We start from the raw sequence: 24,694 nt of genomic DNA, 5'->3' as shown, positions 1-24,694 counted from the left end.
TCATGAAAAAATATCTCTTGCAATATTGGGTCCTGCTGGTGGCTTTGGTGATGACCGCCTCCTGCCAAAAGGAACACTTTTTCGACGGCGGCGTGCACACCGGCAAGCTCGACATGAATATCTACGACTTCCTGAAAAGCCGTCCGCTGGAATTCGACACCATCGTTTGGATCCTCGATAAAACCGGCCTGGCGGAAGAAGTGAAGAAAAACAACATCACGTTCATCGCTCCCAAAGATCTTTGCGTGGTTAACTACCTCAAACAGATGGGCGGCGCAAAGCTCGACACGGTGAACGTGGTAACGCTGCGCAACGCCATGCAGAAATACATCCTCCCCAATGTGCGGGTTTGGCGGGAAGAAGTTCCCTTCGAATACGATGCCGCCAGGGGCGGTGGCCAATTCATCAAAACACTTGCCGGAGACTCCGTGTTCCTGGACTCCCCCCGCCGCGACGACTACAACGGTGTGAAGGAAGCAGGCCCGAAGTTCTTCCGTGTATGGTACCACAACGGCTATGGACAGTTCGCCAACCGCCGTTTCACGGCCGCCAATACCTGGCCCGAAACCGAAGTGGGCGGCAAACGCTGGAACCCCTGGGTCAGCAGCGGTATCGTTATCACCACCGACCTGCAGGCTACCAACGGGAACATCCAGGTGCTCAACGGCTCGCATACCTTCAATTTCCCCTTTAAATAAGGGATATTAAAAAACTTGCAATCATGAAGACGAAGACTATAAATAAAATATTGTTCGGGGCGGCCATCATCGGAGGCTTCGCATACGGTTGCCGGAAAGTGGACCTGCAAGACGGGTATTTCGGTAATAATATCCGTTATAAAGACAAGATCATGACCCTCGAAACCGGGCGCGACATCATGAAAGGCGATCTGCTGCTCGACCGCACCACCGGCCCCATTACTGTGGAACTGGCCGCCATCCGCAAATGGAACGGTCAGCCCGCCCCTGAAATGCTGCAACAGGTAGACGCCGTGGAATGGATCGACGAATTCACCGGCCAGGAAAAAACCCTGGAAGAGCTGGAGAAAAAGAAGAAGAAAGTGAAACGCCCCGTGTTCGAGATCAACAAGAACGATGGCCGCATCATCTTCCGCAAGGAAAGCTACGAAATGGATTCCTGCACCTATTTCATCGACGTGAAAGTCACCAACGGCGCCGGCTCCCGGGTCATCACCAACGCACTCGAAGTGAAAGTGGTGAAAGGGGCAGACTTTGAGTACCGTAACGACTATGCCTGGATCGTTTGCGCAGACTACGATTGGGACAACTGTGCGCCTTACTTCGACTCTATCAATATCCAGTTCCAGAAGGTGGAATACCTGGGCGAAGGCAGCACTATCACCTTCAAGTTCATTTCTCCGGAAGGGCAGGTGCTCAATCCGAAACTGTTCCCCGAAGGCAGCAAACAGAAAGGCAAGCGCATGGAGGATTTTACGTTCGCTTACCGCAAATTCGACGACCGCCTGGAATACGATGTATCGTATCCCTTCAACACCCAGGACCGTGAGTTCGAATGGTGGGTGCCCGGCGCTACATTCGGCAAAGACGATCACTACGATATGTTCGCCGCCGTGCGTTTCAAAATATTCCGGCCCGGCAACTGGAGGATTACCTGGAAAGCATTCTATCCCTGATCTAAACCCTGACCTTCAACCATAGACGAAACGGGCGGTAGCGATACCGCCCGTTCTTTTTTTGAAAGGGCCCAGTCCGCAATGCGTTCATAAAAAATTACCTTTGCCCCCATGCTCGAATACTTCCTCGTTATCCTCGCCCTGGGCGCCGGCGCCGCGGCTGCTTTCCGCCTCGGGAAACTGACCCCGCCTGCCACGGTCGCAGCCTGGTTCACGGGGATCATCGTATTCACCGGCGCCGGTTACCTGGGCCTGGCCATGCTGATCGCTTTCTTCGCCATGGGCACCCTCGCCACCGCGCACGGCAAATCCCGCAAAGCACTCACCGGCGATGCGCAGCAACAGCGGAACGCCGGGCAGGTATTCGCCAACGGCGGCGCAGCGGCACTTATATGTTTGCTGATCGTGGCCGCACCGTCCGCCGGCATTCCTTATCCGCTGATGCTGGCCGCCACCATGGCTTCCGCGGCGGCAGACACAGTGTCTTCCGAACTGGGAACGCTGTATGGACGGCGGTTCTATAACATCCTGACTTTCGGGAAAGATGAAAATGGGCGAGATGGCGTGGTCAGCCGCGAAGGAACGCTTTTGGGCATCGCCGCGTCGGCTGTGATCGGATGTATTTTCGTGTTGTTCACCGGCTCGTGGACCGGCTGCTGGATCGTGGTCCTCGCCGGAACGATCGGGAACCTCGCGGATTCTGTGCTGGGAGCAACGCTGGAAAGGAATGGCGTGATCAAAAACGACGCCGTCAATTTTCTCAACACGGCCGTTGCCGCATTGGCGGCCTGGGGATTGTGGGCATGCGCGGTTTAATGCGTACGCCAGGTCCGGCAGACGATCGCCGGCGCCGGGATTATGTTTTCCCTGGCCCGGAATGCGTTATTTCTTGTTGGTCATGATTTTATCTTTCATGAGGTTCATAAAGGTTTCGCGGTAGGTATCGCCAACGGGCACTTTTTCCTCGGTGTTGTCGAGGTGGACGGTGTTCCCTTCGATCATGCGGATGAAGCCGGTAGCCAGGAGGAACGATTTGTGGGTGCGCACGAAATCGGCGGCGGGGAGCCGCTCTTCCAGGTCTTTCATGTTCAGCAGCGCGATGATCTTTTCACCGTTGCGGATGTGGATCTTCACGTAGTTTTTCAATCCTTCGATGAAAATAATATCACGGATATTGATCTTGATAAGTTTTCCTTTCTGTTCCGTTTTCACGAAAATGAAGTCGCTGTCTTCCTTCGCCGGCGGTGAAGCGGGTTGGATGAGGGTCAGGGCGCGCTGGGCGCCTTTGATGAACCGTGCGAAGGAGATGGGTTTGAGGAGGTAATCCACCACTTCGTTCTCGAACCCTTCCATTGCATATTCACTGTAGGCGGTGGTGAGGATCACCTTGCATTTGCCGTTGATGGCCTTGATGAAATCGATCCCCGTCATGGAGGGCATCTGAACGTCCAGGAAAATAAGGTCTACTTTGTGCTGATGCAATACCTGCAAGCCTTCCAGCGGGTCGGTGGTGGAATAGAGGAGGTTGAGGAAAGGCGTTTGCCGGATGTGATGCGTCAGCAGGTCGATGGCGTGCTGCTCGTCGTCGATAATAATGCAGTTAATCATTTTTTATGCAGTTGAATGATCAGTTCGGCGGTATAGAAATGTTCCGTTTCGTTGATGGTGAAGCTGTATTTCCCTTCGTACGTCAATTGCAGCCGCTGGCGCACGTTGTTGAGGCCGATGCCGGTCGATAGCTCTTTGGGCCCTTTCTTCTTCTTGTTGCCGATGTAAAACCGGATGCGCTCGTCGTCGGCCTCGGTGCGGATGACGAGCGGGTTGGCCGGGTCGAGGAGGTCGCCGTGCTTGAACGCGTTTTCCACGAGGGTGATGAGGATGAGGGGGGCGATGCGCGCACCGGGATTGTGAAGCTCTTCGCTGTACTGGATGCTGAGCTTGTTGTTGAAACGCATCTGGTTGATTTCGATCACGTTCTTCATATGCGTGATCTCCTTGGTGAGGGCCACCTTTCCCTCGGCGTCTTCTTCCTTCCCCAAAGCATACCGCATGATGTCTGACAGGAGCAGAACGGCGTTCGACACCTCCTCGCTGAGGGGCACCGTCTTGCTGTAAATGAAACTCAGCGAATTGAAAAGGAAATGGGGGTTGATCTGGTACTTGATGGCGCTGAGCTCCGCGTCCATCTTCTGCTTTTCCAGTTCCTTCTGCAATTTCTCGCGACGGCTGAAATGCATGAAAACTGCCACCACAAAGGTAATGGCGAGGTTGAACAGGTAGGTGAATATCTGTGTGAGGGAAAAAACGAACATTTTGTTGGCGGTCATGAACTTGGTTACCTTGTCCGACCGGCCATTCACTTCATACACCGTTTTGGCGTATTCGTACAACATGGAATACCCGAATTTAACTGCAAAGAGGATAGTGACCACCGCCACGAAGCGCCCCCACCGGTTTTCCTGCAACCCTGGCAGCCAGGCCAGGAAAATAAGCACATAGTAAGTGATGGTGAATTCTACGACAGACCGGAATATGGTGATCCACGTACCCCCGAAGCGTTCGTAAGCGTTCGCCGTGAGGTCGGGGTCGAGGGTGTAGATGAAAAGGAAGGTGATGATGTTCCAGACGAGCGCGATGGAGAAAAGCGTCAGGATCCTTTTCCATTCTGTTTTGAAAAATCGGCCGGTTTTGTCCATTAACATGTGCAGGGTGGTAAGCGTTCGTTCAAAAATACTGAAAATAAGATGAGAAAGCCCCCATGCGGGGGCTTCCTCGTTAAATGGTTAAAAACCCTGTTGCGAGGATGTTCGTCCGGATTCGGTCTCGATGCTGTTCTTCCGCGCTTTCGCGGCTTTCACGTTCGAGTTGCCGAATTTGTAGCTGAACGTCAGGTTCACGGCGCGCGTGTCCATGTTCATCTTGCCCAGGTTATTGATGGATGAATATTGCACTTTGTACCGCATCTGGTTCGTGTTGAAGATGTCTACCGCTGCCAGTTTCAGGGAACCGTTGCCTTTCATGATGGTTTTGCTGAGCCCCAGGTCTACGTTCCCCTGTGTTTTCAGCACTGCATAACCGGCCATGATAGGCCCGCGCAGGTTGCCGTTCACCTCGGCCGTGAAGCCCTTGGGCAGCGTGAAGGAGTTCTGGATATTGGCGAAAGCGGTCACGCTGTTCTTTTTGTAATCGATCCCGTCCAGTTTGGTATTAATACCCAGGTACAGGCCGGTCACGGTAAACGTAGAGCGGATCTTGGGGGTGAAAGGCTTTACCCACACCACGTTCGCATAGGCCAGGTTGAAGTTGGTCTGGTTGTCGAAGCTCATGATCTGCACTTTGGTGACGGGGTCCTGGCGGAAGGTCATGCTCAGGTTGTCGGTCATCCGGGTAAACGCCACGGTGGTGAACAGCTGGTATTTGTGGCTCCAGGTGGCCTGTACGGCCTGCGAAAGCATGGGCTGGATGTTCGGGTTGCCCTGGCGGAGCGAGTAAGCGTTCACGTAGGTGGTGAAGGGGTTCACGATGTCGAACCCGAAACGGTTGATGCTCCTGCGGTAGCTGAAGCTGAACTGGTTCATGGGGCTCATGGCGTAGGAGGCAGATGCGCTGGGGAACAGTTGCACGTAGTCGCGGGAGAACTTTTGGTCCATGGTCAGGCTATTCCCCTTCGCATTGGTATGCTCCATCCGCAGCATGGCGCTGAACGTCCATTTCTTGATGGTTTTGGTGGCGCCGGCGTAAGCCGCGTTCACGTTTTCCTTATATATGAAGTGGTTCGTTTTGCTGGGATCGTTTTCCCATTTGCCGTTCTGCATCGTTTCCCAATGCATGTTGTTGTCGGTTTCGGTGAAGGTGGATTTGAGGCCGGCCTCCAGCTTGAACGCTTTGAACTGCTGGGTATAATCCGCGCTGAGGGAATACAGGTCGATGGCGGATTCGGTAAAGTTGCGGATGTGGGTGGAGTTGCCGATTGGCGCTTCCGTCACATAGGCGTGGTATTGACCGGAAAACTGGTCGTCCCAGTCTTTGCGGTGATTGAAGTAATCGGCGTTGATGGTCAGCTCGTTCTTGTTTTTGGCGCTGGCGGTACGGAAGTACGCGTTCACGCTGGGGTTGACGAGCCGTTGCGTACCGGTGGCGCCCTGGCGGAAAATGGAGTCCGGAAGGGTGGTGTAGTTGTCGCCCAGCCGGGTGCGTTTGTTGAACATGCTTTTTACGAGCACCCCGGCTGAGGAGGTTTTGGACAGATCGAAGTCCACACCGGCGCGCACATTATGGGTGTTCTTGTTCTCCCTGTTATAATCGCTTTCGGTGAGCACGTAACCGTCGGTATACAGGCGGTCGTTGGTATTATGGGTGAACGTTTTGGCGTAGTTATGATCGTAACCGCCATACAGGTTCACGCCCTTGCTGCGGTGGTTGAGGGTGATGCCCTCGGTGGTGCGCAGGTAGCGCCCGAAACCGCCGGTCAGCGTTACGTTGCCGTTGGTGCCGAGGTCTTTGGGCTTGAACATTTTAATGTTGATGATGGCCCCGTCCTGCGCGTCATATTTGCCGCTGGGCATGCTCATCAGCTCTATTTTGTCGATGTTGCTGCCTGCGGTGGAGGCGAGGAGGGTTTTGAGGTCTTCCCCGCTGAGGCGCGCCGGCCGCCCGTCGAGGTAAACGGTCACGGGCTTGCCGTTGAGCTGGAGGTTGTTATTGTTGTCTGTGATGACGCCGGGAGATTTGGTGACTACGTCCCAGGCATTGGAGCCGGCGGCGGTTACCGATTTCCCGACGTTCACGATCATGGTGCCGCCCTGCATGGTAACAGGGGGCGTGGTACTGGTGACCTCATGGGTCTTGAGCTGCTTGACGGAAGGAGCGGGGACGGTGTCTTTCTTTTGCTGCGCATAGGCGGAAGGAGCTGCGGAAAGAATAGTTGCTGAAATGATAGCGGTTAAAAAGGTTTGCATACACTGAATTTGATGATGCAAACTTATATCGGCCGCTGCCGGACTAAAAATTCGATACACCAACAGCCTGTTTTACATGATGAAACCGGTTTGCGGTTGACGAATTGCGCTCCCTCCGCAGTACAAAGTAAAAAGCCGTCCCCTTACGAAAACGGCTTTTCATTCATTTGATAATCAATTGTTTATTTGATGGGGTCCACTTTAAAACCCTTCTTTTTCAGCAGGTTGATCACGCCCTGATCGCCACCCAGGTGCATGGCCCCCACGGCAAAAAGCGCCCCGTTTTGCCGCATCGCTTTGTCCATCACAGGGATCCAGTTGCGGTTACGGTCGTACACGAGCACGTCTTCATATCCCTTGAACTCGGGCGATTCCCCCAGCATCTGGTGCAACGCGGACACGTCGCCCTTCTTGTAATTGGCGATCAGCCGGTTGAAAATCGCCTTCTGTTTGGGGATGTCATTGATATAGTCCATGATCATCCGCGCCTCCAGCGAATCCGGAAGGTTGTCGAAGATGGCAATCTGGTCGGCGATACCTTCCAGGCCTTCCACCGGTTTGCCGGAGCCTCTGGCCAGTTCCATCAATTTCTGTTCGTAGGAAACGGACGTTTTGCATTCCAGCATTTTGGGAAGGATGACGCTGAGCAACACCATGGGCTTCATCTTTTTAAAGTTGACGAGGTCCATGCCCAGGCTGTCGCTCATGAAACTGGTGAGCTTTCGGTAATCCGCAGGGGTAAACGCCTTTTCGAGGGCGTAATCCGGTTCGTTGCTTTGCAGCAGCGGCGCCATGGCCATCATGAGCATAGGATCGTCCATATCTACTTCAAGGAAGAGCGATTGGGTGGTTTTGACCGCTTTCTCCAGTCCGGCGGGCATTTTGAAATCCTGCTCGCAGATGAGATGGACGGTCCCGTAAAGGTACGACGGCTGGGTGAGGCCGTTGCCTGAAATCCTGTACAGCAGCGATTGTTGGGCAAATGCAGGGATCGTGAGGCAGAGGGATGCGATGGCGGCGAACGTTTTTTTGAACATGAAGCGGAGTATTTATGTGTGGGAATAATATTGAACGAGCTGTGCAGCGATCATTTCGAGATCGTCCGGTGTATGAAGGGCCGACAGGATGATCCGGTTGATCCGGTCGCCCTGGGGATCGGGATAGGCAAAGGAAGAAATAAGCGAATCGTGGGAAAGCAGCCAGTTGTAAACGGCTTCCGACGGGTCTTCCAGCACGAACATGGGCAGTTCGTGCGGATGCGGCAGTTCGTCGATGGCGCCGGTCAGCCGCTCCAGTGCGGTAATATTGCCGCGGAGCAGCTTGCGCGCGTCCGAAAAAGCAAGCGCCGCCTTCAGCCAGGCGTACGCGTTGGCAGGAATGATCGGCGTGCTGGCCGTGAAAAGCGGTAACCGGCGGATGGCGGCGATATCCGCCGCATGTCCCGCCACCAGGCCCCCTTCCAGGCTGTACGCCTTCGCCAGCGATGCGGTGATCAGGTAATGCGCGTTCTCCGAAATGGGCAACATCCCCGAAATCCCTTCACCCTGCGCTCCCAACACCCCGATGCCGTGCGAATCGTCGATCAGGACGAGGGCTTTGCGCTGCAGGCGCGCCAATGCACTGAAATCATGCACCTTACCGCGCAGCGGGTCCACCGCGTCGCTGATGAGGACGTAAGCGTTGTCCGGCTCGCGGTTGAGCATGTCTACCGTCGCATCCAGCCAATGTTCCCAATTCCCGGAAGTCACCACAGCGCCGGGGTAGCGCAACGCCGGGTGCGCGCCGGGCGCATATAACGGCGTTCCCCGGGTAACGGCATAGGTAACGGCCGCCTGGGCGGAAAGGTAGCCCGACGAGAAGCAGGCCGCCGCCTGTTGGCCGGTATGTACCGCCAGTGCGTGTTCCAACTCCTCGTACAGCCGCAATTGCAGGTTGCCGATGCGGCTGCTGGGGTACACACTGCCGAAGCGTTCCTGCCCTTCCGCCAGCAATTGCCGGAAAACAGGAGACGTGTGCATCCCCAGGTAGGAAAACCCGGAGAAGAACAGCAATTCACGGCCGTCGCAAACGACCGTCCTGCCGGGCATACTGTCTGTTATCTTGATCATGTTACTGTTTCCGGGTGCGGAGTACGAAATAATATTCGCCGGTCGTCACTTTCATATCGAATTCGGTATCGGTCAGCTTCACCACTTCCACCAGATGCTCCGATCCGCGCGATCCGCTCGCGCCCGTCACCGAAATGATCTTGCCGTTGCTGAGCAGGGAATACTTCCCGCTGTCGGGCACGCCGCCGATAGTGGCGATGAACAGGCCGTTGTCGAGAAACTGGTAATAGGCGTCGCTGTAATATCCGGTTTTCAGGTCTTTGGCCTGGGTTGCCTGCACGTGGTTATACGAAGTCCCCGCGGGAACGGTCACGTCATATACTTTCCATTTCTTGTGTTGCAGCAACGCGTTCGTTTTACCGGAATTGCAGGCTGCGAGCAACATCGCCGCCAAAAGGGATAAGATGGATATTTTCATTTGCCGGCGGCTTTTTCGTCGTTGAACTGTTGCGATTGCCCCACGGGAATGGATAAACTGTCCCATCCGTCTGCCCGCATGATCTTGCCGAGAAATACGATCTGGCCCACGTGGTACGGATAATGGGAAAGCTGGCGGTTGAGGGCGTCCATCACGCTATGCGGTTCGGTGCGGATGTAGACCGTTTTACCGAGGTCTTCTTCCGACAGGCTGTCGATAGCGGCGATGAGGCAATCCCACCCCTTGTTCCACATATCCAGCAAATCGGACATGGTAGCGTCTGGCGCATCGTCGATGAACTCGGCGTCGCGCTGGCGCCAGGGTTTTTCACCATCGCTGGTAAGGAAATCCGTGAAGCGCGACAGCATATTCCCGCTCATATGTTTTACGATGATGTAAATATTGTTGGGCTGGCCCGCAGGCTGCCAGTGGATCTGCTGATCGTTGAGCTGCCGGAAGGTTTTCTCGGCGAGGTCCTTGTAGGAGAGCAGTCGTTTCTTCGCACTGTCCAGGTAAAGTCTCATACGGTTTGATCTTTTTGTTGGAAGATTAAATGTACGAATTTATTCACCGGCCACGCTGTCGTCTCCCCGCCAATCGCCCACCGCTTCGATCTTCCCGTTTTCGATGCGGATAAGTTCGGTCCGGCTCCAGGGGGCGCCTGTTTTGAGTGTGTATCCCATTTTTTCCAGCGCGATGCGCGTGGCTTCGGGGAATTCCTTTTCGACGCGCACTTCGTCCGGCCACCATTGGTGATGGAATTTGGGCGCGTTGACGTTGGTTTGCGCGTCGAGTCCGAACACGATGTCGTTCATGAGCGTCTGGAACATGGAAGTGATGATGGTGGAGCCGCCCGGCGTGCCTGTCACCAGGTAAGGCTTCCCGTTTTTCAGCACGATGGTGGGTGTCATGGAGCTGAGCATGCGCTTTCCCGGCGCGATGGCGTTGGCTTCCGTGCCGAGGAGGCCGTACATGTTGGGGGTGCCGGGCTTCACGGAGAAGTCGTCCATCTCGTTATTGAGCAGGAACCCCGCGCCGCCGACCACCACTTTGCTGCCGTAGCCGCCATTGAGCGTGGTGGTAACGGCCACCGCATTGCCTTCGGCGTCTACCACGCTGAGGTGAGTGGTTTCCGTGCTTTCGAATGGCCCGCCGGCTTTGACGCCCGTACTGGGCGTGGGTTTGCCGGGTGTGAAATCAGCTATGCGCTGCCGGAGATATGCGTTGCCGGTCAGTTGTGCCACCGGTACTTTCACGAAATCGGGATCGCCGAGGAATTCGGCGCGGTCGGCATACGCCCTTCTTTCCGCTTCGATCATGCGCTGAACGGCTTCGGGGCTATGGAATGCGAACTGCTCCGGATGCGTCGCATCCACCATGCCGAGCATTTGCTGCAGCCCGATGCCGCCGCTGCTGGGGAGAGGCATGCTGATGACGGTATGCCCGCGGAAATCGAATTCCACGGGTTTGCGTGAAGCCGCTTTATAGGCGGCCATGTCTTTCTCCGTGATGATCCCGCCGCCGCGTTTCATTTCTTCGGCAACGAGTTTGGCGGTTTCCCCGGCATAAAATCCTTTCATGCCTTTCCGCGCGATCCGGCGCAAAGTGCCGGCCAGGTCTTTCTGCACGAGGGTGTCTCCCGGTTTCCAGGGCGCATCTTTCACAAACGCCACCGGGCGCGTGTTCAACCGGATGAATGCTTCCCGTAAACGGTTGAGCCCGTCTGCCTCGTGTTCCGTGATCACGAACCCTTTCTCCGCCAGTTCGATGGCCGGGGCCACCAGTCGGGAGAGGGGAAGCCTGCCAAATTCCTGCGACGCCACAAGCCCTGCTACCGTTCCGGGAACACCCGCGGCCAGGTGCCCGTCCAGCGACCGGCGGGCCACCGGGTTGCCGGCCGGATCCAGGTACATGTCGCGGTGCGCCTTTGCCGGGGCTTTCTCGCGGTAGTCGATCGAAACGGTCCGCCCGTCGGCCAGCCGTGCTACCAGAAAGCCCCCTCCGCCCAGGTTCCCCGCCGCCGGATATACGACCGCCAGCGCCAGCTGCACCGCGATGGCCGCATCCACGGCATTGCCCCCTTCCCGCATGATCTGCGCACCCGCCTCGCTGGCCAGCGGATGGGCGCTCGAAACGGCGAACCGCTTCGCTTCCATGTATTTGCGAATGGAATAATGGTACGGACCGGGCTGCTGCGCCACGGAAACAAGACAGGCCAACAACAGCAGGGGGAACAAAAAGATGCGCATAGGTCTCGAGCGTTTCGCCCTAAAATACGGATATTTTCCGGCTTGGGAGGCGCTTCCGCGATGCGCTTTTTCCCTATCTTAGCCGGATACTTCGACCATATGAAATCCTTTTTCTGCACCATTCTCCTGACTGTTTCCCTGCTGGCCGCCCGGGCACAGCAATCCCCGTCGGAATTCCTCGGATATCCGCTGGGGACGAGGTTTACGCCACATCATAAAGTGGTGGATTATTTCCGTAAACTGGCCGACGGTAACCGCATGGTACGGCTCGAAACGTACGGACAAACCTATGAAGGCAGGCCCCTCATCCTGGCGGTGCTGTCTGCGCCGGAAAACATCGCGCGGATAGAGGATATCAGGAAAGGGAACCTCGCACTGCTGGAGGGTGGCGCAACCAAAGACCAGCCCGTTATCATCTGGCTGAGTTATAATGTGCACGGCAACGAAGCCGTGTCTACCGAAGCGGCCATGCGTACCGCGCATTCGCTGTTGACCGACCGGCAGCAATTGCTGAAAAATGCCGTGATCATCATCGATCCCTGCCTGAACCCTGACGGGCGCGACCGCTACGTGAACTTCTACAATTCCGTGCACGCCCGCATTCCCGATGCTACCCCTTTTTCGCGGGAGCACGTGGAGCCCTGGCCCGGCGGGCGCCCCAATCACTATTATTTCGATCTGAACCGCGACTGGGCCTGGCAATCGCAGGTGGAATCGCGGCAGCGCGTGGCGCAATATAATCGCTGGATGCCGCAGGTACATGTCGATTTTCATGAACAGGGCGTAGACGCGCCGTATTATTTCGCACCGGCGGCGGAACCGCTGCATGATGCTGTAACGCAATGGCAGCGCGCGTTCCAGACGCAGATCGGGAAACACAACGCCACTTATTTCGATGCCAACGGCTGGCTGTATTTTACCAAGGAACAGTTCGACCTGTTCTATCCCAGCTACGGCGATACCTATCCCACTTATAATGGCGCTATCGGTATGACGTACGAGCAGGGGGGAAGCGGCCGCGCCGGCCTGGCGATCCTCAATCGCGAAGGCGATACGCTGCGGCTGAAAGACCGGCTGGACCATCACTTTACGACCGGAATCGCCACCGTGGAAGTTTCCGTTGCGCAAGCTGGAAAACTGGTGGACGAATTCGGGAAATTCTTCCGGGAGGCACGCCAACAGCCGGTGAGCGAATACAAGACCTTCGTGGTGAAGAGCGGAGGAAATACAGAAAAGCTCATGTTGCTGGTGGAAACGCTGCGCAATAACGATATTAAATACGGCTTCGCGACAGGTAACTCGTCTGGCAACGGTTTTAATTATTTTACCGGTAAAACGGAGAATTTTTCCCTCGAAAAGGGCGACCTGGTAGTAAGCGCCTATCAGCCGCGCTCCACGATGGTGCGCGTGCTTTTTGAGCCGGTGGCGCGGTTGACGGACAGCGTCACTTACGATATTACCGCCTGGGCGATGCCTTATGCCTATGGACTGCCCGCCTATGCCGTGAAGGCCCGTTTGCAGCCTGCGGTTTCGGATGCGCCGGAGAAAGCGGTAATACCTCCGGCAGAGGGCGCCACGTATGCCTATCTCGCTGGCTGGAACAGCATGAAGGATGTAAAATTCCTCGCTGCCCTGCTCAACCGTAATATGCGGGTCCGATATGCGGAGGCGCCGTTCACCATCGGCGGAAGGGTCCACCCCGCGGGTACGCTGATCATCACCAAATCGGGCAATAGCTCGCTGGATGCGATTCCCGTCATTGCTGCGCGTATGGGCGTGAAAGTTACCCGCGTGCCAACGGGGTTCGTGGACAAAGGGGCCGATTTCGGTTCGGATAAAATCCGTTTCATCCGCAAGCCCAAAGTAGGCGTGCTCGCCGGAGACGGCGTGTCTTCCCTGGGAATGGGTGAAGTCTGGCACTATTTCGAAGAACAGATAGAATATCCCTTGACGGTGCTGCCCGTGGCCGCATTGCCCGGTTCCAGCTGGAAAGACCTCGATGTGCTGATCATCCCCGACGGCAGATACGAAGCGTTGAAAGATAAGAATACGGCTTCCCGCCTGAAAAACTGGGTATCTGCCGGCGGCCGCCTGATCGTGATGGAAGATGCGGTGGCGCAACTGGCGGAAGGCGAGTGGGGGATTGCCATGAAAAAGGAAAAACAAGATGAGAAGGAAGAAGCAGGCGAAAAAACGCCCCAGGACCCATACATTCATTTAAAATCTTACGCCAACCGGGAGCGCGAAAGCGTTTCGGGATTCATTCCCGGCGCGATCTTTAAAGTGCATATGGACAAAACCCATCCGCTGGCGTTCGGTTACCCTGAATATTACTACACGCTGAAACAGAATGATCAGCTGTTGGCGTATTTCAAGGACGATGGCTGGAACGTAGGTGCGCTGAAGGGCGACGATTACCTGACCGGTTTCGTGGGCGCCACGGCCCGGGAGCGACTCCGCGATGGCCTCGTGTTCGGCGTCAAGGAAATCGGCAACGGCGAAGTGGTGCTGATGACGGATAACCCGCTCTTCCGCTCCTTCTGGGAAAACGGTAAGCTGCTCTTCGGCAATGCCGTGTTCTTCGTAGGACAGTAGTGCAAATACACAGAACTTGAAAGATCCGATCGTTCGCGCGATCGGATTTTTTTATTGTAGCCGTACAACGGAATGCAATTTGTTATTGAAAACGATCTTCCGCAGCAATGCCCTCCGCCGGCTTTCAGGGATCCACATCTCTTTCAAATCATCTGTCGATATGAAAATTTGCGGCAATATCCGCATGCTTCCAACGCGCACAACATCATTCAAACATCCAAAGACCAAGGCGGAATATTTATCCGGGTCTCGGCGCAAGTACTTCCCATTGAAACACCAAAGCCGCCCGGCAGATCGGGCGGCTTTGGATATGTCGAACAATTGCATTTACATTTTCCGTTTGATGCCGCAACCGACGGATGCGGTAGAAGGGTTGGCGATGGGTTTTCCTGCGACCATGGACTGGATGGCGGTTTGCAGGTATTTCTCTTTTACTTCTGTCGCGCTGCCGGGATTGTCGTCGATCGCGCCTTTGTAGACGAGCGTACTGCTCTTGTCGAACAAATAGCATTCGGGCGTACGGTCTGCGTTGAACGCATTCGCCACCTGGTTGTCTTTATCCACGACATAAGGCCATTGATACGATTGATGGCGCGCATACGCCTGCATGGCCTCGAAAGAATCGCCGCCGGTTCGGGCCGCTTCGTTGGAATTGACGAGGATCACACCGATATTGTTCTTCTGCGCGAATTGGCAGATGGCACGGGTACGGTCCTGGTTGCGGACAACATACGGACAAGTATTGCAGGAAAACATGACCAGCAAACCATTGGCTTTTTTCGCATCGTTGAGCGACAATTCCCTGCCGGAAACATCCTTCATCTTCACATCGGCTTTTGGCATCTTCGCCCCAATGTCAAGGAAAGCGGGCGAACGGAACGAAACCGCCGCTGCCGCGATCAACAGGAGGAAAAAGAACTGCTTTTTCATAGGCCTCCATAATTTGGTTGATATGAAATTAAGGTATTTCGGGTGCAAACAAAAGCCATCCATCCTATTTTCCGGATGGTACTATGAAAGTCCCTGTAATTCAGGCGATTCTTCCTTCTCCCTTTCCGCCGCTATCTCCCGCAACGTACTGATACTCGTGTTCAGTTCGAAGCCGATCAGCAGGATAAATGAATTGAAATACACCACCAGCATGAGCACCAGTACGGTGCCGATAGAGCCGTAGATCTGGTTGTACCGCGCGAAGTTGTTCACCCAGAAAGAAAACCCGAGCGTCACCACGATCATCGCGATGGTGGCGAAAGTTGAACCCGCGGAAATGAATTTCCACTTCTTCTGCACCGCCGGCCCAAACCGGTAAATGAACGAAATAATGGAAAAGAACAGCAGCACGATGAGCGTCCACCGCACCACCTGCAACAAAAACTGCGAATATTCGTTGTCGATACCAATGTATGCCAGCACGCTCTTCAACAGCGTGCCCTGCATGATGATGAGCACCACCGTGGCAAGTAAAAGGAAAACGAGGAAGATGGTCAGCTTCAGCGCCGTGAGCCGCGTTTGCCACCAGGTGCGCTGCCGGAACCCGGGGAGTAATTTATCGAACGAGCGCAGCATGCCCATCACCCCGTTCGACGAATAATAAAAGCTGAGTACGAAAGCGACGGAAAGCAGTGTGTTGCGCTGGGTATAGAGGAAATCATGGATCATGTCGCGCACGATGATGTAACTGTTGTAATTCGGCGTGATCGTTTGCGCGAGGTCGTACAGCGTCGGTTCCACGTTTTGCAGCGGAATGAACGGAACGAGCGTGAAAAGGAAAATGAAGAACGGCGGGATGGCCAGCAGGAAGTTGAACGAAATGGCCGCCGCCCTTTCCACCAGGCTTTCCTTCGCCGTTTCCTTAAGGAAAAACACGATGACGTCGTAAAGGGGCGCGCCGTCGAACCCCGGTAATACCAGTGATTTGCTCTTATGCGTCAGCCACAGTACGGGCCGGGATTCGAGGATAAGTTTTTCTACGTCGATCATCTATTGGGAGTTGGACCGCCGTAAAAATACGAATTATTTGATGCCCCTCGCGTTCAGGCCTTTCTGGTAGGCCCGCGCATTGTCGAGATGTTCCTTGAACGTCACCGCGAAAGAGTGGTATCCGCTGCCATCGGGCCTTGCGGCAAAATAGAGGTAATCCGTTTCCGCAGGCGTCAGCACCGCGTCGATGGATTTGGCGGAAGGCGTGCAGATCGGGCCGGGAGGGAGGCCGTAATAACGGTAGGTGTTATACGGAGAATCGAATTCGGTATGCACATTGTAAATCCGGCGCAGCGCGAAATTTTTTAACGCAAATTTGACGGTAGGGTCGGCGCCGAGCTTCATGCCGGTCCGCAGGCGATTGAGGTATACGCTGGCGATCACGGGCTTCTCGTCGTGCCGGTTGGTTTCTTCTTCCACGATAGATGCGAGCACGGTCACCTGAACGGGCGTGAGGTTGAGTGCGGCGGCTTTGCTGCGGCGTGTTTCGTTCCAGAAATCCGTATAGGCTCCTTCGATCTTTTCGAAAACTTTGGCGGCGGAGGTATTCCAGTAAAACTCGTAAGTGTTGGGGACGACGGCGCACATCACCGTGGTGGAATCGAGCCCGAACTGGCGGAGGTACACGGCGTCTTCCATAATGGCGCGCATGGCGGTGGAATCTGCTTCCAGGTTGTTGGAAACGAGCCGGATGAAATCGTCTTTCAGCCGGAGTTTATTGATGACGAGGCGTACGGGCGATTGGCGGCCGCTGCGGAGGATGCGGACGATCTCCAGGTTGCCCATTCCTTTTTTAATTTCGTACCGGCCGGCTTTCACGCGGGAGGGATATCCGAGCTGGCGGGCAACGATGTTGAAGGTGGCGCGGGAGGTGATGATCTCCTGTTCCTGCAAGCCTTTCAACACATCTTCGTACCGGCTGCCGGTGGGAATGTAGAAGTACTTTTTATCGCCGAAGGAGCGGGTATTGGGCCCCATGAGCAGGTATGCGGCTGCCACGAGGGCGCCTGCGATCAGGCAGGAGCCGATGATGGCGATGCGGCGCACCCATGGAGAGGTGTTCTTTTTGGTTTTGTTACGCATATTGTAGAAGGCGGAGTATAGTCAACAAAAAACCCCGCTTTTAACGGCGAGGTCTTTGTAAATATTATTCGGAAGGAATATTTAGTGTTTGGCGGAGTCGTTGGCGGGCTGAACCGGAGGAGCGGCCTGCTGTTGTGCGCCGGGAAGCGGAGTGCTGTTGGTAACCGGAGCTGCGCCTTGTGCACGTTCACTGGCGCTCTGGGGCATGTTGTTGCCGCCGGTACCTGCGGAACCGATGAACATGGTTGAAGTAAGACACAGTACGGCAATAACGGCCGCCAGTACCCAGGTGCCTTTTTCCAGCACGTCGGTCGTTTGGCGAACGCCCATCACCTGGTTGCCAAAACCGCCGAGGTTACCGGCGAGACCGCCGCCTTTGGGGTTCTGTACCAGTACGAAAAAGCCAAGCAGAATACAGGCAATCACAATCAATATTCCAAAGAAAATCAACATATTAGCTACTAGTTATGAGTTGTCAATTGTTTTGTAAGTCTTTAATCTTCTGCGCAAAGTACGCTTTTTTGCCCGGATTAAGCAAACTTAATTTTTGATAAACGGCGATGGCTTTTTCAGGCTGGTTTTGCCGTACCCAGATCTCTGCCAGCGTTTCGGAAACGATGTCGTCGTTCAGGGTGATAGACTGTATGGCCATGGCTTCCACGCGTTCGGTCACTTCCGGGTCGTCGTCTTCGTAAAGTTTGTGCAATTGCTGATGGTACCAGTCTTTGGTGGCTTTTCCGGCGAAGTTGTCCTTGATCTGGCGGAGCCAGTCGGTAAAGCTTCTCATTTCAGCGGCGGCTTTTGCGGTCATGCTTTCTGCGTTAGTCGGCTCTTTCAGTTTTTTATATGCGAAATAGTCTTCCGTGAACAGGGGCTGGAAGGTAAGCTCGGTTTCCTGGGCCGGTGCATCCATCGGGTGGATGCGGATGGGCGTTTCGCCTTCGGCGGGTTCCACTTCCGGCGCGGGCGGAATGGCGATGCCCTGGCCTTCGGGGGCATGGCCCGTGGGGATTTCCACTTCCTCCTCCTCGATCTCCGGTTCGTAAGCGGCGGGTTCGTGGGGATGGGCGGCTTCCGGCGCGGGCGGAATGGCGATGCCGTGCCCTTCGGGAGTGTGGCCCGTGGCAATTTCCACTTCCTCCTCCTCGATCTCCGGCTCGTAAGTGGCGGGCTCGTGGGGATGGGGGGCTTCCGGCGCGGGCGGTATGGCGATGCCATGGCCTTCGGGAGCGTGGCCCGTCGGGACTTCTATTTCCTCTTCTTCAATTTCGGGTTCATATCCGGCGGGTGCTTCGGTGCGGAGGGCTTCATAATCCAACGCGATCACATCGTCAGGCACTTCGAGGTTGCGGGCGGCGTCGAATGCGGCTTTCTCTTCTTCCGCTTCATAATCCACAGACACCACGTCGTCAGGCACTTCGAGGTTGCGGGCGGCGTCGAATGCAGCTTTCTCTTCTTCCGCTTCATAATCCACAGACACCACGTCGTCGGGCACTTCGAGGTTGCGTGCGGCTTCAAATACAGCTTTGTCGGCTTCGGCTTCGTAATCCACCGCCACCACTTCGTCTACTTCCGTAGGCGGGGCGGCGATTGGGGATGTATCGGCGAGAGCGGCCGCGGCGGCGCGGTCTTCGGCTTCCAGTTCGTCGAGAATGGCCTGGTCTTCCGCGCTGATCCCGTTTTCCTCGGTCTGCAACACTATTTTCTCTTCCGGTAAGAGCGCCGGTAGTTCATGAACAGCGTTGCTTTGCCAGGCCTGTTGGGCATCCGTAGCAGGGGAGGGCGGCTCCAGTTCGTCGAGCAGGGCGGTTTCTTCCTCGTCCACTTCCGCTTCCAGCGATTGGCTGTGAAGGGCGGGCTGCTGGTCGGCCGCGGCTTCCAGGTTATCGATAATGGCCTGGTCCTGGCCGTTTACCGCGTCTTGCACGGCTATTTCGCCGGATTGCCAGGCGTCTGCCGGTTCGGCTGCTGGGGCTGCCGCTTCGGCGGGCGCATTTTCGGATGCCAGCTGGTAAAGGTATTGCGGCGTGCTGGTATACAGCTGTGCCGCCTTGAAAACCGGGCTCTGGAAATCCGGTGTGTAAGCGAATTGTTTTTGCGCCAGCAGGACCCGGGCGGCCGCGAAATACGGGTACTGCTCCACCAAACGCTCCAGCGCCTGCTGGTCTACGTTCCGCAGCTCATCTTCGTGAAAAATATGATCTATGATCCTGTTTGGCGTCATGTGCGCTAAAATATGAAAATAATGTCTAAATCAAAGAAAGGCTACCAGTTCGCGAAGGCCCGGTTAAAGATATCGTCTACCAGGTTCGGGACGATCTCGGCGATCAGCGCGGATTCAGATTCGGTGATCGTACGCTGGGCGTTGAAGTCGGCCGAACGGGAGAACGACTGGTTGGTAAATCCGCCTTTTTTGTCGCCCACCCGGGTAATGAAGGTCACGTTCACGGTGATCGTCAAACGGGCGGAAGCCGGTTTATCGATATTGGTCACCGCGGAATTGGAAACGGAATAGCCCGTGATGGTGCCGCGGAACTCATAATCGGCCGTCTGGTCGTTGGTTTGGGCAAGGCGTGTTTGCGCGAGGATCTTCTGGCGAAGTTTTTCGGTGATGTTCTGGCTCAGCTGCGGGTTATTCTGCGGTGCACGGTTATCGAAATAGCGTACCAATACGGTTTTGGCCGCGGGATCGATGCGGGCGCCGCTGGCGGAATACTTGATGGTACAGCCACCGATGCCTGCCCAAAGGGCCAGGCCCGCCAGCAGGGCGATGTATCTGGACATAGGTCGTTTATTCATGAATGTTATACTCCTTCAGTTTACGGTACAGGGTGCGTTCCGAAATACCGAGATCGAGCGCAGCATCTTTTCTTTTCCCTTTATGCTTGCGCAGCGCCTTTTCGATCAGTTCTTTTTCCTTGTCGGCGATGGAAAGCGTTTCTTCCACCTCTTCATGATGATCGATGGCGTTGTCTTTCAGGATGATCGGTTGGGCGGTGGCCGGTGCGGCGATGATATTGGGCGTTGTCACCACCGGTGCTTCGGCCGGCTGATACGATCCCGCCAGTACGCCGGAATCCGCGTAGGCAGCGTGTTGCGCCATATTCGGATTTTGCAGCACTTCGAAAAACATCTTTTTCAGTTCCGTCACATCCTTCTTCATGTCGAAGAAAAGTTTGTACAGGATATCGCGCTCGGAAGCGAAGTCGCCATTGCCCTGGCCGCCCGGCGCCAGCATGGGCAGGCGGTTGACGGTGGGCTGCTCCGGCAGGAAGTGCTGCAGGTCGGTGGCCGTCACCAGCTTCTCGGGCGCCAGTACGGAAATCTGCTCGGCGATGTTCTTCAGTTCGCGCACGTTCCCCGGCCAGGGGTAATTCACGAGCACGTCCCGCGCTTCTTCGTTCAGCTGGATGGAAGTCGTTTTGTACTTCTCCGCGAAATCCACGCAGAACTTGCGGAAGAGCATGGGGATATCTTCTTTCCTGTCGCGCAGCGAAGGCACGCGGATGGGAACGGTATTGAGGCGGTAATAGAGGTCTTCGCGGAATTTGCCCTGCTGCGTACGCTCGAGCAGGTCGCGGTTGGTGGCGGCGATCACGCGCACGTCGGTTTTCTGCACTTTCGAAGATCCCACGCGGATGTATTCGCCGGTTTCCAGCACGCGCAGCAGGCGCGCCTGGGTGCCGAGCGGCATTTCACCGATCTCGTCGAGGAAGATGGTGCCGCCGTTCACGGTCTCGAAATATCCTTTACGGTTGTCTACCGCTCCGGTGAACGATCCCTTTTCATGCCCGAACAGCTCCGAATCGATCGTGCCTTCCGGGATGGCGCCGCAGTTCACGGCGATGAAAGGATTGTGCTTGCGGGCGCTCAATGCATGGATGATCTGGGAGAATACTTCCTTGCCCACACCGCTTTCGCCGGAAATCAACACCGTCAGGTCTGTATTGGCGACCTGTGCGGCTACCTGCAGCGCGTAGTTGAGCGACTGCGAATTGCCGATGATGCCGAAGCGGTTTTTTATGCTTTGAATATTGTCCATTCTAAATTATGTTTTATCAGCAGCGGCCCACAACGGTGCCGATGAGGGTGCCTGCCGTACAGTCATCAATTTTGACCATCACGTATTCGCCTTTACGGAGGTCGGATTTGTCGAACACGGCTACTTTGTTATGGTCTGTGCGACCGAACAGTTGCGCGTCCGATTTCTTGGAAGTGCCTTCCACGAGCACTTTGAAGGTTTTGCCTACGTCTTTGCGCATGCTGTCGAGGGAATGGCCGCGGTGAAGGGCGACGATTTCGGCGAGGCGGCGTTTCTTCACGTCTTCCGGCACATCGTCCTGGTACCGGCGGGCGGCGAGGGTGCCGGGGCGTTCGGAATAGGCGAACATGTAGGCGAGATCGTATTTGGCGTATTCCATGACGGACAGCGTATCCTGGTGATCTTCTTCCGTTTCCGTGCAGAAGCCGGTGATAACGTCTGTGGAAATGGCGCAGCCGGGGAGGATTTCGCGGATGCGGTCGATCTTTTTCAGGTACCATTCCCGGGTGTAGGTGCGGTTCATCAATTGGAGAATGCGGGTGGAGCCGCTTTGCACGGGAAGGTGGATATAATTGCAGATGTTTTCGTGCCGGGCCATGGTGTGCAGCACTTCATCGGTGATGTCTTTCGGATGGGAGGTGCTGAAGCGCACACGCAGGAGGGGGCTGATCTCCGCCACTTTTTCCATGAGGCGGGCGAAGGTGACGGTTTCGTTGCCGGATTCGTCCACGAAATAATAGGAGTCCACGTTTTGCCCGAGGAGCGTCACTTCGCGGTAGCCGCGTTCGAAAAGGTCGGTGGCTTCTGCCAGGATGGAATGCGGGTCGCGGCTGCGTTCGCGGCCGCGGGTAAAAGGCACGACACAGAATGTGCACATATTGTTGCAGCCGCGCATGATGGACACGAAGGCGGTAACGCCGTTACTGTCCAGGCGGACGGGGCTGATGTCCCCATAGGTTTCTTCGCGGCTGAGGAGCACGTTGATGGCTTTCTGGCCGGTGCCGGCTTCTTCGATGAGGCTGGGGAGGGTGCGGTAGGCATCGGGGCCTACAACGAGGTCTACCAGTTTCTCCTCTTCGAGGAATTTCGATTTGAGGCGTTCGGCCATGCAACCGAGGACGCCCACGAGGAAGTGGGGTTTCTGTTGCTTGGTTTTTTTGAACTCGGTGAGGCGCTGGCGAACGGTTTGTTCCGCTTTTTCGCGGATGGAGCAGGTGTTGAGGAGGACGAGGTCCGCCTCTTCGACGTTGCGGGTGGCGCCGAAACCCTGTGTATTAAGGATGGAAGCGACGATTTCACTGTCGTTGAAATTCATCTGGCAACCATAGCTTTCGATATAGAATTTTTTTGCATAGGTTTGGCTATCCCCGGAATTCGGGGCGATAGCTTCGCCCTGGCGGCTCTCATCATGTACTTTCTGAACTGTTTCCAGCATGCCTGTCAAAATTTTGAACTGCAAAAATAGTAAAAAAATGACAGAATGACAGGGTCGTGATCCGTGGGAAATATCATTTAACTTTTTACCTTTGCCGACAACTTGCTGTTCCAGGCTGCGGCGGGTTACATATCTTTAAAATTGCGTATTTCGTTCCTGTTCAAATTTGCCGCTCTTATTATTAAAAAGGGAACACATTTATAGCGTGCCGCAAGAACTTCCAAATAACGAAGGCTCAGCCCTCCTGTTGCGTATTGCTGACGGCGACGAACAGGCGTTTTCTTCCTTTTTCTTTGCATGGGCACCCCAGCTTTCCGCTATCGCCATGAAAATACTGAAGAACGAGTATGCCCGGCAGGAAGTCGTGCAGGAAGTGTTCATCAAGGTCTGGCTTCACCGCGATAAGCTGGGGGCGGTTGAAAACATGGGCGCCTGGCTCCGCAAGATCACTGTCAATCAAAGTCTTTTAGCGCTGCAACGTCATGTGGCCGAAGATAAACGGCTGGAAGTCATCCAGCTATGGCGCGATTCCCAGGAAAATGCCAGCCATCTTGAGCTGAAGGAGATCCAGCGGCTGGTGAACCAGGCCATAAACTCCCTCTCTCCGCAGCGGAAAACCATTTACCGGATGAACCGGGTGGAAGGAAAAACGACCCTCCAGATCGCAGGGGAGCTCCAACTGTCTCACGGATATGTCCGCAACGCGCTCAGCGCCGCCCTGGCCGTTATCAGGGAACGGTTGACGGAATCCGGGTGGCTGTTGCTGATATTTTCGCTTTCCCTGTAAAAAAATATTTTAAATCCGATGATGACATTCCCACGTTTAGCTTGATCATATTATATGAACAGCATGAAAAATACGCGATTACACAACCTGGTGCAGGATTTCCTCGACAACAAGCTGGATGCGGCAGGCCAGCGGGAATTCTACACATTGCTCGGGGATGCCGGCCAGCGGGAAGCGCTTGCGGAGGTATTCCTCGAACGGATGGGCCCGGTTGAAGCCGGAACTGAAACCGACCCTGCATTGCAGGGGATACTGGGATCGGTACTGGCGGCAGACTCGCCCATGAAAACACCGGTCCGGCGCATGCGCTACCTGGGATGGGCGGCAGCCATCGGGCTGCTCGTGCTGGCAGGCAGCGTGTACCGGCTCACGGAACAGCACAGAAACGTATCGGTGCCGGTGGCACAGGCGCCTGCAAAGGTACATCCGCCTGGCAGGCAGGGAGCAGTGCTGACTTTGGCCGACGGTTCCACGATTTTGCTGGACAGCCTTCAGAACGGCATCGTGGCCAGCCAGTCGGGTGCAGAAGTGGTCCTCGACAACGGGCAATTGACGTACGACGCCGACGAAACCAACGCCGCAAGCCCGGCGTTCAACACGATCGCTACGCCGAAAGGCCGGCAATTCCGCGTTGTATTGCCCGACGGAACGAAAGTCTGGCTCAACGCTGCCTCGTCGCTGCAATATCCGGTGGTGTTCACCGAAAACGCGCGCGAGGTAAAAATTACCGGTGAAGCCTATTTTGAAGTGACGGCCGACCCGTTGAAGCCCTTTTCGGTGCGCTTCGGGGAGAAAGGCCTGGTGGAAGTGCTGGGAACGGAATTTAACATCAATACATATACGGACGAGCCCGCGGTTAAAGCATCGTTGCTGCGCGGAAGCATCAGGGTGAACAAACAACAGGTATTAAGGCCGGGAGAGCAGGCCATCATAGACGCAGACGGCGGAATGACCGTTACGAGCGGCAGCGAGACCGCAAACGCCATCGATTGGAAAAACGGACTGTTTACGATGAGCAGCACGGAATTGCCGGCACTGTTCCGGCAGATATCCAGGTGGTACGACATCGAAGTGGAAATACATGGGGAACTGCCCCGGCGCTCCTTCGGGGGAACATTGGACAGGAGCGTAAATCTGACAGACCTGATTGAAGCGCTGAACATCTATGGCGTGAATTGCAGCCTGGAGAAGAACAAATTGATCGTAAGACCATAAAAGACATTATCCCGGCAAAAAAGAAACCGCCCCGTCTGACTCACGGAGCGGCAATACGGTCGGGCTAATAAACCAAAATCAGGGTTCCATTATTTATCAACCAAAACCAGCCAAATGTATGCATTTAATTGCGTTTTTGGTCCGGCATTGTCATGAACTTTCCGGATTGT

Annotated in this window: 22 protein-coding genes; 6 read left to right on the top strand and 16 right to left on the bottom strand. The window is 55.4% G+C overall.

What is annotated here, in order from left to right:
* The first annotated feature begins 2 nt into the window (after positions 1-2).
* The 3 genes from EJ361_RS15505 (at position 3) to EJ361_RS15495 (ending at position 2,470) form a co-directional block, all read left to right on the top strand.
* The gene (locus EJ361_RS15505; protein ID WP_126246556.1) at positions 3-698 is read left to right on the top strand and encodes a hypothetical protein; all 696 of its coding nucleotides are present in this window, start codon (positions 3-5) and stop codon (positions 696-698) included.
* A gap of 23 nt (positions 699-721) precedes the next feature.
* Positions 722-1,654: a DUF5007 domain-containing protein gene (locus tag EJ361_RS15500; protein WP_126246555.1), complete on the top strand. Its 933-nt coding sequence runs from the start codon at positions 722-724 to the stop codon at positions 1,652-1,654.
* Positions 1,655-1,765: 111 nt separating this feature from the next.
* A complete protein-coding gene (locus tag EJ361_RS15495; RefSeq protein WP_126246554.1) occupies positions 1,766-2,470 on the top strand; it encodes a DUF92 domain-containing protein in 705 nt (234 codons plus the stop codon).
* Between the two features lie 66 nt (positions 2,471-2,536).
* Here the strand turns inward: EJ361_RS15495 and EJ361_RS15490 are convergent, their stop codons facing one another.
* The 8 genes from EJ361_RS15490 to ggt form a co-directional block, all read right to left on the bottom strand.
* Positions 2,537-3,262 carry a LytR/AlgR family response regulator transcription factor gene (locus EJ361_RS15490; protein WP_126246553.1) on the bottom strand — a complete coding sequence of 242 codons (726 nt, stop codon included), beginning with the start codon at positions 3,260-3,262 and terminating at the stop codon, positions 2,537-2,539.
* Positions 3,259-4,356, bottom strand: coding sequence for a sensor histidine kinase (locus tag EJ361_RS15485; RefSeq protein ID WP_126246552.1), 1,098 nt, complete (start codon positions 4,354-4,356; stop codon positions 3,259-3,261). Before EJ361_RS15485 ends, EJ361_RS15490 begins: the two co-directional genes overlap by 4 nt.
* 81 nt (positions 4,357-4,437) lie before the next feature.
* Positions 4,438-6,612 carry an outer membrane beta-barrel family protein gene (locus tag EJ361_RS15480; RefSeq protein ID WP_126246551.1) on the bottom strand — a complete coding sequence of 725 codons (2,175 nt, stop codon included), beginning with the start codon at positions 6,610-6,612 and terminating at the stop codon, positions 4,438-4,440.
* A 182-nt stretch (positions 6,613-6,794) separates the two neighbouring features.
* Positions 6,795-7,649: a TraB/GumN family protein gene (locus tag EJ361_RS15475; protein ID WP_126246550.1), complete on the bottom strand. Its 855-nt coding sequence runs from the start codon at positions 7,647-7,649 to the stop codon at positions 6,795-6,797.
* Positions 7,650-7,661: 12 nt separating this feature from the next.
* Positions 7,662-8,720, bottom strand: coding sequence for an aminotransferase class I/II-fold pyridoxal phosphate-dependent enzyme (locus EJ361_RS15470; RefSeq protein ID WP_126246549.1), 1,059 nt, complete (start codon positions 8,718-8,720; stop codon positions 7,662-7,664).
* 1 nt (position 8,721) lies between these two features.
* Positions 8,722-9,138 (bottom strand): hypothetical protein, encoded by a 417-nt coding sequence (locus EJ361_RS15465; protein WP_126246548.1) that lies wholly within the window; start codon positions 9,136-9,138, stop codon positions 8,722-8,724.
* Complete coding sequence (locus EJ361_RS15460) at positions 9,135-9,662, bottom strand: DUF1572 family protein (protein WP_126246547.1); 528 nt, start codon at positions 9,660-9,662, stop codon at positions 9,135-9,137. Before EJ361_RS15460 ends, EJ361_RS15465 begins: the two co-directional genes overlap by 4 nt.
* A 39-nt stretch (positions 9,663-9,701) precedes the next feature.
* Positions 9,702-11,387 carry a gamma-glutamyltransferase gene (ggt, locus tag EJ361_RS15455; RefSeq protein ID WP_126246546.1) on the bottom strand — a complete coding sequence of 562 codons (1,686 nt, stop codon included), beginning with the start codon at positions 11,385-11,387 and terminating at the stop codon, positions 9,702-9,704.
* 99 nt (positions 11,388-11,486) lie between these two features.
* Between ggt and EJ361_RS15450 the strand changes: the two genes are divergently transcribed.
* Entirely contained in the window at positions 11,487-13,982 is a 2,496-nt protein-coding gene (locus EJ361_RS15450; RefSeq protein WP_126246545.1) for a M14 family metallopeptidase, read from the top strand.
* A 327-nt stretch (positions 13,983-14,309) separates the two neighbouring features.
* On the opposite strand, the gene EJ361_RS15445 is transcribed toward EJ361_RS15450, so the two are convergent.
* The 8 genes from EJ361_RS15445 to miaB form a co-directional block, all read right to left on the bottom strand.
* Positions 14,310-14,912, bottom strand: coding sequence for a thioredoxin family protein (locus tag EJ361_RS15445; protein ID WP_126246544.1), 603 nt, complete (start codon positions 14,910-14,912; stop codon positions 14,310-14,312).
* Between the two features lie 81 nt (positions 14,913-14,993).
* Positions 14,994-15,962 (bottom strand): YihY/virulence factor BrkB family protein, encoded by a 969-nt coding sequence (locus EJ361_RS15440; protein ID WP_126246543.1) that lies wholly within the window; start codon positions 15,960-15,962, stop codon positions 14,994-14,996.
* A gap of 33 nt (positions 15,963-15,995) precedes the next feature.
* The gene (gene mltG / locus EJ361_RS15435; RefSeq protein WP_126246542.1) at positions 15,996-17,045 is read right to left on the bottom strand and encodes an endolytic transglycosylase MltG; all 1,050 of its coding nucleotides are present in this window, start codon (positions 17,043-17,045) and stop codon (positions 15,996-15,998) included.
* An 81-nt stretch (positions 17,046-17,126) separates the two neighbouring features.
* The gene (gene secG / locus EJ361_RS15430) at positions 17,127-17,471 is read right to left on the bottom strand and encodes a preprotein translocase subunit SecG (protein ID WP_240646641.1); all 345 of its coding nucleotides are present in this window, start codon (positions 17,469-17,471) and stop codon (positions 17,127-17,129) included.
* Between the two features lie 49 nt (positions 17,472-17,520).
* A complete protein-coding gene (locus tag EJ361_RS15425) occupies positions 17,521-19,269 on the bottom strand; it encodes a hypothetical protein (protein ID WP_126246540.1) in 1,749 nt (582 codons plus the stop codon).
* A 41-nt stretch (positions 19,270-19,310) separates the two neighbouring features.
* Positions 19,311-19,829, bottom strand: coding sequence for an LptE family protein (locus tag EJ361_RS15420; RefSeq protein ID WP_164714268.1), 519 nt, complete (start codon positions 19,827-19,829; stop codon positions 19,311-19,313).
* 7 nt (positions 19,830-19,836) lie between these two features.
* Positions 19,837-21,087: a sigma-54 interaction domain-containing protein gene (locus EJ361_RS15415; protein ID WP_126246538.1), complete on the bottom strand. Its 1,251-nt coding sequence runs from the start codon at positions 21,085-21,087 to the stop codon at positions 19,837-19,839.
* Positions 21,088-21,103: 16 nt separating this feature from the next.
* Positions 21,104-22,522, bottom strand: coding sequence for a tRNA (N6-isopentenyl adenosine(37)-C2)-methylthiotransferase MiaB (gene miaB / locus EJ361_RS15410; RefSeq protein ID WP_126246537.1), 1,419 nt, complete (start codon positions 22,520-22,522; stop codon positions 21,104-21,106).
* Between the two features lie 205 nt (positions 22,523-22,727).
* On the opposite strand from miaB, the gene EJ361_RS15405 reads away from it, so the two are divergent.
* Positions 22,728-23,309: a sigma-70 family RNA polymerase sigma factor gene (locus EJ361_RS15405; protein ID WP_164714267.1), complete on the top strand. Its 582-nt coding sequence runs from the start codon at positions 22,728-22,730 to the stop codon at positions 23,307-23,309.
* Positions 23,310-23,372: 63 nt separating this feature from the next.
* Positions 23,373-24,524, top strand: a complete 1,152-nt coding sequence (locus EJ361_RS15400; RefSeq protein ID WP_164714266.1) for a FecR family protein — start codon at positions 23,373-23,375, stop codon at positions 24,522-24,524.
* Positions 24,525-24,694: the final 170 nt, after the last annotated feature.

Source organism: Chitinophaga rhizosphaerae (genome assembly GCF_003958645.1).
GTDB lineage: Bacteria > Bacteroidota > Bacteroidia > Chitinophagales > Chitinophagaceae > Chitinophaga > Chitinophaga rhizosphaerae.
Note: the sequence above shows the minus strand (reverse complement) of the source record. Positions and strands in the feature narration are given on the sequence as shown.